This is a genomic window from Flavobacterium sp. LS1P28 (genome assembly GCF_003970335.1).
Taxonomy (GTDB): domain Bacteria; phylum Bacteroidota; class Bacteroidia; order Flavobacteriales; family Flavobacteriaceae; genus Flavobacterium.
The window spans coordinates 38455-50856 of the sequence record NZ_RYDI01000011.1; the positions used below are offsets into that span (position 1 = coordinate 38455).

A 12402-nucleotide genomic window follows, 5' to 3' on the forward strand; every position below is an offset into this window, starting at 1 on the left:
AAATGTTTATAAATTATCAATCAGATTTAAATCCACACATAGAAGAGAAATATCGCTTTTAACTCATTACTATCGCTAATGTCCCGCTCGTGCCGATAACAATTTATAGTTTTTTACTCTTGAGAATGTGTACGAGCGGGATGCTCGCGCTAGTTGGGGCGATTGGGTTTGCCAAATTATCCTAAATACAGAACCAACAATAGTATAAGTTAATTGCCCAAAAGCCGTTGTAATGCCTATTGTAAAACGTTTATTTCGTAATCAAAATATTAGTTGGAAGTGTAATATTTTTTACAAAGATTAATCCATCGTACATTTCTGAAAACTTTTTTTGATAAAGATGATTATTTTTGAAATTGAAACCTCCACCACCTGCAACTAGTTGTTTATTTTTCCCTTTAAAGAAATTGGAGGAATTACCATCCAAAGCTTTAGACATATCAATAAAGTAAATTTCGTCCTTTGCTTCAATAAGTGTTTCGGCATAAGTTTTGGCAAATGGTTCACTTAATTCAAATTTTTTCCAACTGGGTTTTTCGTCCTTGTTGGAAAAATAACCAGCTAATGTACCGGTGCCAAAGTCAAACCCAACACTATAATAATCGTTTTTATAATATTCTTTCAAATGTCTGCCTAAATTATAAATGTTTCGTCCGCTATAATTTCCAGCTTGCTTATTATTAATATGTTCGTTATGAGCCCAAATAAAAGCTTTTCCATTTTTTGATTTATTTTCTACTATCCATTTAGCATTTTCAAACATTAGCAAATCTCTATCTTGACTATGATGATTTTGTACATAGTAAGTATATTTTGATAAATAATTCAAGGCTCTTATTGCTAAATTGAACTCATAAATATTCTCGTTTTTAATACCTTTTCTAAAATCAAATAAAATACTCTCAATTTTATTTAGCTTAGGAATTTGAATGTCTGCCCAATCAGTTTTTCCAGAGTATTTCACTTCTTTTTCTACACAATTGTCAACTACTAAAAGAAGTTCTTCACTTATAGGAATATTATATTTTTTTACTAAATTTTGTATTTCCTGATTGATTTTTTTCACGTCTTGAATGTCCATACCATAAAAACGAATTTGCTCGTCCTTAGTTTTATTAAGGTTATAATTTCTCATCCATTCCAAAAGATTGACCACTTCTTTGCAATACCAAAATCCGATGCTAAAATTGTTGGCAATAGTTTCTGCATTTCCTTTTCCACCACTAATCCATTCATTTATTCCAGCTTCTGAAGTGTATGAATCCTCAATAATAAACACTTTGATGCCTTGGTTTTCAACCAGATATTTGAAGAATTTAGCCTTTATATCGAAAAATTCTTTTCCTTGATGAGTAGTTTCTCCGAATCCGAATATTTTTGCATCAGCAAACTTTTGAGGGATGTTATTACTGAATATAGTAAGGTTCGTATCTGGATTTGCATCTTCAATTTTAATTGCATTTTCATTAATCCAGTTTACAGCTTTTTGATTTTGGGCATATGTTTCAAATAATAGAAAAAATGAGATGGCTGAAATAAATATTCTCATATGTTTAATGTTTGTTTAAATGTTTTACAACTTGCTTATATTTATGATAGAATCATGCAAAGTCAGCCAATTTTGGGTATATAGGTATGATAAACTACAGACTTTACTTTATTTCAAATATATAAATAATTCTTTACAAATTATTACTTAATTATTCTTTTTGCTAAACGAAGTTATAACAATAAAATGCTGTCAATACCCCGTCAGCGCGGATTTGCAATCCGTGTCTATTCCAATGATCAATTAAATATGTTTTACGATTCTTATTTTGAAATTTTAAATTGTGGATTTGCTTTTTCCGATTGTTCTTATTTATAGACAATCGTTAGCGCAGTTTTGCAAACTGTGCCCACTTCACAATTGGCAACTAAAATAAATCTAATAAAACTACCTCTAATTCATTTTCTAATGCAGCATAATTTCTTGCAGAACTGAAATAATAATCTTCCGGCATCGTTACAATTTTTTCATTTACAGGATTGTTGTGTATGCAATCCATTTTTTGTCTAATAAATTTATTGCTGTAAATATGTTCTGCATGATAGCCGTTTTGCCAAACTTTGTATTGTTGTTCTTGTTTTAAATGCTGACAAGCTTTTTTAAAATAATCCAAGATCCATTCTCTCCTGCTTTCCGGTTCTTCAATAATAGCCTGAATAATTTTTTTAGATGTATATTTTTTAAAATCACGCATTACATCGGATAATATAAAACCGTTTGTTGCTTTGCAAAGCAGATGAATATGGCTGTGCATAATACAATATCCATAAATTTCTAAGCCCTTTTGATCTTGACAATAGTGTAACGCTTGTATAATAATTTGTTTTTGATTTAATCGTGTAAAAATATCTACCCAACCCATTGTAGTTATAGTAATAAAATAAGCGTCTTCAGTTGTTGTGGCTTTATACTTTGTCGACATTTTTTGTGTTATTTGTATTGTTTGCTCACTATTTTTTGCACATTATTGTGGGCACAGTTTGCAAAACTGCGCTAACGATTGCGGTATATCGGTGCGATCGGGCAGACACCATCAAATTCGCGCACAGCTTTCGGCTATTGGCTCACCCATATAAGGCGATTTAAAATATGGTTTTGATCGAAGTAATCCAGATGGAGGCATTCATTTACATGCTCGAAAACTAGTCTTTACCCATCCTGTTACCAAAGAAAATATGGAAATCTTGGCGCCAACTCCTGATGATGTAATTTGGAATGCAATTTAGAAAACTCATTTCATATAAATATTTCGTCACAACCTTTCACTAAAAAAAAACTAACTAGAATGGTCAACTACGATTTTCCAACCTTCTTTAAATTTTTCTACTATTAAAGTAAAAAATCCTTTTTGTTCTCCTTTTTCCATTTGCAAATTCCAAGCACCTAAAACAAAGGCATGTTCGCTATCAATCATTTTTATTTGTTTGATATCAAAAGTTAGAGTACCCATTGCAGCTTTGTCAGGATAAACTTGTTGATAGATCTCTAAGTTTTTTTGCCAGCCGTAAAATGGTCCTGTTTTTCCAACAAATAGTAAAGAATCGGATTTTAAATAACCTTGCATATACCCAATCATATCCCCATTATTCCAATCTAAACGTTGTTTTTCTAAAACTGCTTTAATTTCTTTCTCTTGAGCAATTGATAAATGACTACAAAATAAGAGCACTATTGATAATATGATTTTTCTCATTTTTTTTACGATTTGATTGATTTTAACTTTATTGTGGACAACCTTTATCCCTTTTCATAAATCAAATGTATTCAAAAAATCGTGTTCATTCCCATTTAATTTTATGAAATATTGTACTATAAAATACTTGAACTACTTTTTAATTTTTGTACAATTTTACCCCAATATAAAATGCAGCGTTAATTATTTATTCCTGTACATCTCATGAATTCATTTTCAGGATAAAAAAATAGTTTTTATTTATACTTCTCTTAAACAAAATATGAAAATCCGTTAGTGCGGATTTGCAATCCGTGCCTATTCCAATTAATCAATTAAATATGTTACAGGATACTTTTTTTGAAATTTTGAAATTGCAAATTCCCTTTGTAGATATTCTATGTGCGCACGGATTGTAAATCCGCGCTGTCGCTGTCAAAAAAAAGTAAATCCGCGATCTAGCTTCTGAGGGTGCATAACCACTTGTACACGATTTTTAAAAATATTCAACAATAAAAAAATAAAACACTGCCCATATTATTATAAAAAATAGTCCAAGGTATACATTATTTAAATTTTTATTTAAGTCTTTTTTAATTATTAGTCGGTATAAAATCCAACCTATAAAAACGATTACTAAACCTACTACCATTACAATTCTTGACATAATTTATTTGTTTTTAGTATAATATGATTAATTCCTGTAGAAGCCTATTGCAATTTAGATTTAGTTACTCTTGAGAATGTTCACGAGCGGGACGCTCACGCTAGCGGGGGAATTTCATGCTTAAATATACAAAAAACCAACGAGTTGCATAAATTATTTGAACGATTTTTTGTACAAATTATCTAACATAGAGAAAGGAGGTTATTAGACAGTTTGACGTCCTTTGGCTTGGCGTCAGTTGGGGATTTGTTTAGCCAAATGTATCGATTTAAGAACCAACTTCCAAGTACAAAACCAACTTTAAAGTTTGTGTATGAAACCGATCGCTCTTATTTACAGACAATCGTTAGCGCAGTTTTGCAAACTGTGCCCATTTCAATTGGCAATTAATATAAATCTAATAAAACCACCTCTAATTCATTTTCTAATCTGGTCTTCGGTTTTTAGGGCTTTATTCTTAGCAGACATTTTGTTTGTTTTTAAATAGCAAAAAGTAATGAAGTACTCATAGCTTTTTCGTTTTTTGCTCTCTGTTGTGGGCACAGTTTGCAAAACTGCGCTAACGATTGTGGTATACCGGCGCGATCGGGGTAACAAACGTGAAACAGGCAAGTATAGAACTCGAATAAGACCTTTGGTTCTTAAAAATCAGAAAGATGCAATATGAAAATCCCTTAACTTAATGACATTGCGCGCTAGCTGGGAATCTTATTTAATCACCGCTCGTGCCTAGTGAAATTTAGAGTAATCTATCTATAAGAATTTTCACTAACGAGATGCTTGCGCCAGGCGGATAGAAGATTTATCATAACTTTTTGAAGATCGTTTAAAACTTAATTTTTGATAAAATAGATTATTTCGCCTAAACTTTTACCTGCTGCATATATTGCAAAAACACTTAAGGAAACTGCTGTAATTTTAAATTGTAGTTTGTATTTTGTATTTGCAAGATAATCTTTAGATTTCTGCATCAATTTTATAATTTCTACTTCTAAATTATTCATAATTAGGTGTTTTAAAGTCTTTATATTCTGTTAGTTTTTCTATGTTATTAATGTCAAAATTGCATGAAAATCTAGCTTTTCATACGATTTTGCTTAACTTATATTTAGTATTGAAGTAATTTAGAATATATTATTAAAACAAATATATAAATAATCCTTTACAAATTATTATTTATTTACTTTTTCTGCTAAACGAAGTTTTAACCTTAAAACGCTCTAAATAGCCCCGATAGAAGTGAAAATCCTTTGCTTTGGCGGGAGCCAAAAGCGAAGATTGCAGCGCATAGCGGGACGAAAGTAATTCTGGAAAACAATCGTTCTGCTCCAAAAAAAAAGCTGCCCAAGGTTGGACAGCTTTAGTATGTTGGATATTCCGAAGCACGTTCGGAATAAGCGATTCACATAATTTTAGTTGATAAAATGGGTTCGCTGCTTATTTGATCAGCTCAAAACTTCTTTTCACGAAAGCCGTTAATGCTTCTCCTTTTAATAGGTTTTGTGATAACTTCGCTAAGTCAAGCGCTTGTTTGACCAAACTTTCCTGAGCGTCTTTGTCTTTGTTGTTTAGAATGCTGGTTGCCAATTCAGAATTAGTATTTACAACCAAATTGTACATTTCGGGCATATTTCCCATACCGAACATTCCACCGCCACCAGACTGACTCATTTCCTTCATTCTACGCATGAATTCCGGTTGCGTGATGATAAATGGGGAAGCATTGCTATCTAAAGCTTCCAGTTGTACGGAATACGTTTGTTTAGGAACAATAGCTTCTAAAACAGTTTTCAAGTTGGTTTGCTCTTCCTCCGATAATTTAGAAATAGTAGTTTCCTCTTTCTTGATTATATTATCAATATGATCCGAATCCACACGTACAAAAGTCATGTTGCTGTTGTCGCCTTCAATTTTTTGAATTAAATGCGAGATAATTGGAGAATCCAACAATAAAACTTCATATCCTTTGTCTTTTGCAATTTCGATATAAGAGTGTTGCGCTTCTTTGTTTCCAGCATATAAAACCACTAATTTCCCGTCTTTATCCGTTTGATTTGCAGCAAGATTTTCTTTTAATTCTTCTAATGTGTAATATTTGCCATCCACTGTTGGATACAAGACAAACGCTCCAGCTTTTTCGTAGAATTTATCTTCGGAAAGCATTCCGTACTCCAAAACGATTTTGATATCGTTCCATTTTTGTTCAAAATCCGCGCGGTTTTCAGTGAACAACGATTTTAATTTATCGGCAACTTTACGCGTAATGTAATTAGAGATTTTCTTCACCGCAGCATCTGCTTGCAATCCAGAACGAGAAACGTTCAACGGAATGTCCGGTGAGTCGATAACCCCTTTTAACATAGTCAAAAATTCAGGTACAATTCCTTCAACATTATCCGTTACGTACACTTGATTTTGGTACAACTGGATTTTGTCTTTCTGAATTTGTAAATCCGAACCTAATTTTGGAAAATACAAAATACCGGTTAAGTTGAACGGATAATCTACATTTAAATGGATGTGGAATAACGGTTCTTCAAATTGCATTGGATATACTTCTCTGTAGAAATCCTTGTAATCAGCATCTGATAACTCCGTTGGTTGTTTCGTCCAAGCCGGGTTTGGGTTGTTGATGATGTTGTCAACTTCTACTTCAGTAAAAATTTTGTCTTTATCTTCTGCAGCAACTTCTTCACCCTTTTTTTGCTCTATTTTCTCTGTTTTGGTTCCAAATTTAATTGGAATAGGCATGAACTTATTGTATTTGTTCAGTAACTGATTGATTTTTGAATCTTCTAAAAATTCCAAAGAATCTTCGGCTATATGCAAGATAATTTCTGTTCCACGAGTAGTTTTGTCAGCAGGTTCTAAAGTAAATTCCGGGCTACCATCACAAGTCCAGTGCGCAGCTGGCTCGTCTTTGAAAGATTTAGTGATGATTTCCACTTTTTCAGCAACCATAAAAGCAGAATAGAAACCTAGACCAAAATGGCCAATAATTCCAGAATCTTTAGCAGAATCTTTGTATTTATCCAAAAATTCTTCAGCTCCAGAAAAAGCAACTTGATTGATGTATTTTTCCACTTCATCAGCTGTCATTCCCAGACCTTGATCGATGATGTGCAGTTTTTTGCCTTCCTTGTCGATTTTTACCTCGATAATTGGGTTTCCGTATTCTACTTTGGCCTCGCCAATGCTGGTTAAATGCTTCAGTTTTAAAGTTGCATCTGTCCCGTTCGAAATCAATTCACGCAAGAAAATTTCGTGATCGCTGTATAAGAATTTCTTGATTAAGGGAAAGATGTTTTCTACCGAAACATTAATTTTACCTGTTGTCATATTTTGAATTTTTAAGTTTATTTTTATGGATAAAATCCTTTCAAATAGAATACCAATTATTGTTGAAGTGACAAATTGGCGCAGGCGTTAATTATGATATAAAATAATTTAATTTTGAAACTATTTTGTTTTTATTGCTTTGTATCTTTGTTAAAACATTAATTACATAAATTTCAAACGATGAAAAAAATCATTTTATTATGCACATTAGCGGTTTTAATGTTTGCATGTAAGTCAACATCGGTAACGAGTACGAACACCGATAGAAAAGCTCAGGTCATGATGAAAGGAGACTGGGTGATTAGCGCGGTAACCTATCCAGGTTCACAATATATTAAAGTGAATACGTTTCAACTTGCGGATTCCGAATGCTTTATTGGAAGTACGTGGAAGTTTATTTCGAATAATAACAAAGGGAATATGGCATTGACCAAAGTAAATTGTGTTGCATTTAGCTCCCCAATTACATGGTTTGTTAACAATGAAGAGCAATTTGTATTGAAAGTACTTGATGCAGGTGAAAAAGCGCGAAAAGTGAGAGACGGTTATATTTTACGCCTTGCAAACCAAACGGAAACTTCTTTTCAATTGATCGATAAAATCGATGTAGGAGGAAAAATGACGGATGTCGTGTATCAGTTCCAAAAAGTTAATTAATTAATAAAAATAGCGATATGAAAAAGATTTCAATAGTTGCAATGGCAACAATAATGATTATAGGTTCAATGTTTACCAGTTGTGAAGCAATCAAAAACACCAATAAAACCCAAAGAGGAGCTGGAATAGGTGCTGTTGCCGGAGCCGTTCTGGGAGGTGTTCTTGGAAACAATCTTGGAAAAGGCGGTAATGGAGCAATGGGAGCTGTACTTGGTGGAGTTGTTGGTGGAGTTGCCGGTGGAGTTATTGGTAACAAAATGGACAAACAAGCAAGAGAAATAGATGCAGTACTTCCTGGAGCTGAAGTCGTTCGTGAAGGAGAAGGTATTAAACTGGTTTTGAATGAAAATGCAGTGCGTTTTGATACTAATAAATCTTCATTGACGGCCAGTGCTAAAGCAAATTTAGATAAATTAGTTCCTGTTTTTTCAGAATATCCGGATACTGATATTACGATTTACGGATATACTGACAGCACAGGTCCAGCGGATTACAATTTGAAACTTTCAGGAGAAAGAGCGGCATCAGTTAGAAATTATTTAACTAGCAAAGGGGTTTCTTCCAGTAGATTTCAAGTGACTGGTTTAGGAATTGCAGATCCAATTGCCTCCAACGAAACAGTTGATGGCAGAAGTCAAAACCGTCGTGTTGAATTTGCGATTACTGCAAACGATAAAATGATTAAAGATGCTGAATCCGAAGGAAAAAATTAAGTATAAAATACCAAAAAACAAAGGCTGTTTCGTCAAGAAGCAGCCTTTTTTTGTGTCCAAATTGCAATAAAACATTGTAAATTTGCAGTCTTAATTACAGATGATGCTCGAGATAAAAAACATATCCTTTACTTACATTGAAAAGCCCGTAATAGAAGAGGTTAGTTTTGCCATTGCAAAAGGGGAAAACGCCGCTATTATTGGCGAAAGCGGTTGCGGTAAAAGTACGTTGCTAAAACTCATATACGGATTATATGATTTGGATAACGGAACAATTACTTATAATGACAAACCTATTTTGGGTCCCAAATACAATCTGATACCGGGAGAAGATTATATTAAATATTTAGCACAAGATTTCGATTTGATGCCGTACATAACCGTTGAAGAAAATGTGGGCAAGTTCTTGTCAAATATGCATCCGGAACAAAAGCAAGCTCGAGTCCAAGAGCTGTTAGAAATGGTCGAAATGACTGCTTTCGCAAAAGTAAAAGCGAAGTTCCTAAGCGGCGGACAGCAGCAGCGAGTAGCCTTGGCAAGAGTTTTAGCATTAGAACCCGAAATTATTTTGCTCGATGAACCGTTTAGTCAAATTGATTCTTTTCGGAAAAATTCGTTGCGTCGCAATTTATTTAGGTATTTAAAAGACAAAGAGATTACCTGTATTATTGCCACACATGACAGCACCGATGCATTGTCTTTCTCTGATGAAACTATTGTGGTTCAAAACGGAAAAGTAGTGGCAAAAGGAAACTCAAAAACACTGTATCAAAACCCAGCTAATAAATATATAGCTTCGCTTTTTGGGGAAGTCAATGAGTTAAAATTGTCTCAATTAATTGAACTTGTGGATGAAGCGGATCAGCCGCTTTTATTGTATCCGCATCAATTAAAAGTGGTGGACAACGCCATTATGAAAGTAGTCGTAAAACAATGTTATTTTAAAGGAAGTCATTATTTAGTCAAAGCAGCTTTCGAAAGAAGAGCGATATTTTTTGAACATGATTCGGAATTAGCATTAAATCAGGAAGTATATTTGATGTTATCCTGATGATTAGTATTCAGTAAACAGTGCTCAGTATTCAGTGATTTTCAGTTCTGATAACTATCGAAAGTAGAAGTCGTTTTCAACTTTTATAAAAGTAGTAATAAACAAAAACCCCAAAGTCAAAGTGAATTTGGGGTTTTGTGCTATGTTAATTTTTTTGTACAACTTACTGATCACTCAATAACTGATCACTGAACCCTTTTTAGAATTAATTCTTTAAATACTTTTCTAAAAACTGGTCTTGTTCCCAAAGCAAATGCAAAATATTTTCTTTGGCTACATAACCGTGTGCTTCTTTTGGCAGAATTACCATTCTTGCCGGAGCACCCAACCCTTTCAAAGCTTGAAAATAACGTTCGGTTTGCAAAGTGAAAGTACCCGGATTATTATCTGCTTCACCGTGTACCAAAAGCATGGGCGTTTTCATTTTATCCGCATTCATAAATGGGGACATCGTGTTATACACTTCAGGAGTTTCCCAGTAGTTGCGTTGTTCGGTCTGGAAACCAAAAGGTGTTAGCGTTCTGTTGTAAGCACCACTTCGAGCGATTCCACACGCAAAAAGATTAGAATGCGTTAGTAAATTAGCGGTCATAAAAGCACCATAGGAATGACCGCCCACAGCTACTTTTTTTCTATTGATGTATCCTAAAGCATCCACGGCATTGATGGCCGCTTCAGCATTGTCAACTAATTGCGTCATGAAATTATCATTGGGCTCCGTTGTTCCTTCGCCAATTATGGGGAAAGCTGCGTCATCAAGAACTACATAGCCTTTGGTTACCCAATATACGAACGATCCATAACTAGGAAATGTAAATTCGTTCGGGTTTTGTGTGCTTTGTCCTGCTGATTTTTTGTCTTTATATTCAGCTGGATAAGCCCAAATCAACAATGGCATTTTCTCTTTTTTGATTTTGTCATAACCAACAGGTAAATATAACGTTCCGGATAATTCAACACCATCTTTACGCTTGTATTTAATCACTTCTTTACTCACGTTTTTGATACTTTCAAAAGGATTTTTGAATGCGGTAATTGGTGTTAGTTTGTTTTTTTGTTTAATATTTCTAAGGTAATAATTTGGGTATTCATTTTTAGACTGGATTTGGACTAAAACCGTTCCTTTTTTGAAGTCTTCAATCTCCAAAACGTCTTCTTTTTTATCGGTGTAAGTCGAAGTATACAACCGTTTTGCTTGCAACGTTTTCAGATTAAATTCACTTATAAACGGGAATTGCCCGTTTTTAGTAAATCCATTACCAATAAGATATGCATTGTCATTTTCGATAGCCAAAACATACCTGTTGTATTGGTTTTTTCTGGTTTCAAAATTTCCAGGATCAGAATATACATCCTGTGAATTTCTGTCGAAAATTACTTTTGGAGCCTGACTTGGATTCGAGGGATTTATTGCATACGTTTTGGTATTACGGGTATCATACCATTCATCTGTAATTATAGCCACGGTATCATTTCCCCAAATTATTCGGTCGTAGCGTTGTGGTGTTTTTACCAATGAAGTAGCGGAAAGATTAAAAGGTGCGTTCCAAAGAAAAACTTCATCTCTGAATTCCACTTTGTTTGCAGGATCTCCACCGTCTAAAGCTTCAGCATAAGTTAATGTTGCGGGTTTGTCGGTTCTCCAGCTCATGTTTCTTTTTCCTTTTCGAACGGCCATAAATCCTTTAGGAATAATCTCCGTCAGCGGCACTTCATTGACTACTTTTACTTCGTTTCCAGCTTTGTCATAGATTACTGATTTTGAAGGAAAACGACTCAACGGGACAATGTATGAAAAGGGTTTTTGAATCGTAGTCAGCATTAGATAATTGCCGTCAGGGGAAAAACTTTCTCCCGCATACATAGCTGCATTTTTGAATAAAGTTGCTGTTCCGTTCAGGTTTACTTTGTACAATTCAGAAGTCATGATGTTCTCAAAATTGATTTCATCATTCTTGTTTTTCAACATATCCGGATAAGTTCTGTTCTGCGATTTTACACCATCGGCGTTTGAAATTATCGGACCGGTTGGTAAATCTTTTTTGGCATCCAAAAGAGCTGCTCTGTTTTTTGGTAACATTTTCACCAAAATAGTTTCGTTGTCATTCATCCAGCTGAACGGACTTCCAATATTAGCATTCACTGTTGCTTCCGTTAATTTGGTGGCTTTCGCCGAAGCAACATCGATAACCCAAAGTTCTACTCCGGAAGCTGTGGTGTGCGAAAATGAGATTTTTGTATCATTTGGAGACCAACCGATAGTACTGATACGAGGATTCGTTGGCAAACCTGTAACCTGTACTTCATTTTTGTCTTTTATTTTGCGTAATTTCAGGTTGTTCACGTATGTAACAGTACTGGAAATATTTGTAATTGGATTAATCCGCAATCCACCCAAACGCAGTTCTTCTTGGTTTAAATCGTCCAGTGATTTATACGTATTTCTGTACGTAAGCAACATGTATTCTTTTTTAGTATCCATCGATACTGAAGGTGCTCTTTCATAATCCGCTAAATCCAATATGGACTGAGATGGTTTTTGATAGGTTAAGTTTTCTTGTGCAAAAGTGGTTAAGCTCAGTCCAAGAAATAAAAAAAATGGAATTTTTAACTTCATAATTTGAATGATTTTAAATTAGCATTGGCAGTATCAATAATTGGTCTAAAATAAATGAATCTTGTTACATTTGGAAACAAAAACTTTTTTTTAACGTTTGAGTCAGATCCGGATGAGGTCACAATAGTATTATTTTT

Annotated in this window: 9 protein-coding genes and 1 pseudogene; 4 read left to right on the forward strand and 6 right to left on the reverse strand. The window is 34.0% G+C overall.

From position 1 onward, the window contains the following. Positions 1-250: 250 nt before the first annotated feature. Positions 251-1549 (reverse strand): erythromycin esterase family protein, encoded by a 1299-nt coding sequence (locus tag EKL97_RS09795; protein ID WP_126568747.1) that lies wholly within the window; start codon positions 1547-1549, stop codon positions 251-253. A gap of 367 nt (positions 1550-1916) precedes the next feature. Next, positions 1917-2471 carry an REP-associated tyrosine transposase gene (locus tag EKL97_RS09800; protein WP_126568748.1) on the reverse strand — a complete coding sequence of 185 codons (555 nt, stop codon included), beginning with the start codon at positions 2469-2471 and terminating at the stop codon, positions 1917-1919. Between the two features lie 85 nt (positions 2472-2556). Here EKL97_RS09800 and EKL97_RS15855 point away from each other — a divergent pair. After that, positions 2557-2775 (forward strand): annotated as a pseudogene (locus EKL97_RS15855) (RNA pseudouridine synthase); the annotation flags it as partial. A gap of 50 nt (positions 2776-2825) precedes the next feature. Here EKL97_RS15855 and EKL97_RS09810 read toward each other — a convergent pair. The 3 genes from EKL97_RS09810 to htpG all read right to left on the reverse strand — a co-directional run bounded on the left by EKL97_RS09810 (position 2826) and on the right by htpG (position 7227). Continuing rightward, positions 2826-3242, reverse strand: a complete 417-nt coding sequence (locus EKL97_RS09810; protein ID WP_126568749.1) for a YybH family protein — start codon at positions 3240-3242, stop codon at positions 2826-2828. A 1479-nt stretch (positions 3243-4721) separates the two neighbouring features. Then, positions 4722-4892 carry a hypothetical protein gene (locus tag EKL97_RS15575; protein WP_158614923.1) on the reverse strand — a complete coding sequence of 57 codons (171 nt, stop codon included), beginning with the start codon at positions 4890-4892 and terminating at the stop codon, positions 4722-4724. Positions 4893-5325: 433 nt separating this feature from the next. Further along, a complete protein-coding gene (htpG, locus tag EKL97_RS09815; RefSeq protein WP_126568750.1) occupies positions 5326-7227 on the reverse strand; it encodes a molecular chaperone HtpG in 1902 nt (633 codons plus the stop codon). A 180-nt stretch (positions 7228-7407) separates the two neighbouring features. Here htpG and EKL97_RS09820 point away from each other — a divergent pair, with 180 nt between their 5' ends. The 3 genes from EKL97_RS09820 to EKL97_RS09830 all read left to right on the forward strand — a co-directional run bounded on the left by EKL97_RS09820 (position 7408) and on the right by EKL97_RS09830 (position 9648). Next, complete coding sequence (locus EKL97_RS09820; protein WP_126555085.1) at positions 7408-7884, forward strand: lipocalin family protein; 477 nt, start codon at positions 7408-7410, stop codon at positions 7882-7884. Positions 7885-7901: 17 nt separating this feature from the next. After that, the gene (locus EKL97_RS09825; RefSeq protein ID WP_126568751.1) at positions 7902-8597 is read left to right on the forward strand and encodes an OmpA family protein; all 696 of its coding nucleotides are present in this window, start codon (positions 7902-7904) and stop codon (positions 8595-8597) included. A 103-nt stretch (positions 8598-8700) separates the two neighbouring features. Next, positions 8701-9648, forward strand: coding sequence for an ABC transporter ATP-binding protein (locus EKL97_RS09830; RefSeq protein ID WP_126568772.1), 948 nt, complete (start codon positions 8701-8703; stop codon positions 9646-9648). Positions 9649-9853: 205 nt separating this feature from the next. On the opposite strand, the gene EKL97_RS09835 is transcribed toward EKL97_RS09830, so the two are convergent. Beyond that, the gene (locus EKL97_RS09835) at positions 9854-12265 is read right to left on the reverse strand and encodes a prolyl oligopeptidase family serine peptidase (RefSeq protein WP_126563847.1); all 2412 of its coding nucleotides are present in this window, start codon (positions 12263-12265) and stop codon (positions 9854-9856) included. Between the last annotated feature and the right edge of the window lie 137 nt (positions 12266-12402).

Coding starts and splice junctions, on each gene's coding strand:
- htpG (WP_126568750.1), bottom strand. CDS start 7,227: ATGACAACAGGTAAAATTAATGTTTCGGTAGAAAACATCTTTCCCTTA.
- EKL97_RS09835 (WP_126563847.1), bottom strand. CDS start 12,265: ATGAAGTTAAAAATTCCATTTTTTTTATTTCTTGGACTGAGCTTAACC.
- EKL97_RS09795 (WP_126568747.1), bottom strand. CDS start 1,549: ATGAGAATATTTATTTCAGCCATCTCATTTTTTCTATTATTTGAAACA.
- EKL97_RS09830 (WP_126568772.1), top strand. CDS start 8,701: ATGCTCGAGATAAAAAACATATCCTTTACTTACATTGAAAAGCCCGTA.
- EKL97_RS09820 (WP_126555085.1), top strand. CDS start 7,408: ATGAAAAAAATCATTTTATTATGCACATTAGCGGTTTTAATGTTTGCA.
- EKL97_RS15575 (WP_158614923.1), bottom strand. CDS start 4,892: ATGAATAATTTAGAAGTAGAAATTATAAAATTGATGCAGAAATCTAAA.
- EKL97_RS09800 (WP_126568748.1), bottom strand. CDS start 2,471: ATGTCGACAAAGTATAAAGCCACAACAACTGAAGACGCTTATTTTATT.
- EKL97_RS09810 (WP_126568749.1), bottom strand. CDS start 3,242: ATGAGAAAAATCATATTATCAATAGTGCTCTTATTTTGTAGTCATTTA.
- EKL97_RS09825 (WP_126568751.1), top strand. CDS start 7,902: ATGAAAAAGATTTCAATAGTTGCAATGGCAACAATAATGATTATAGGT.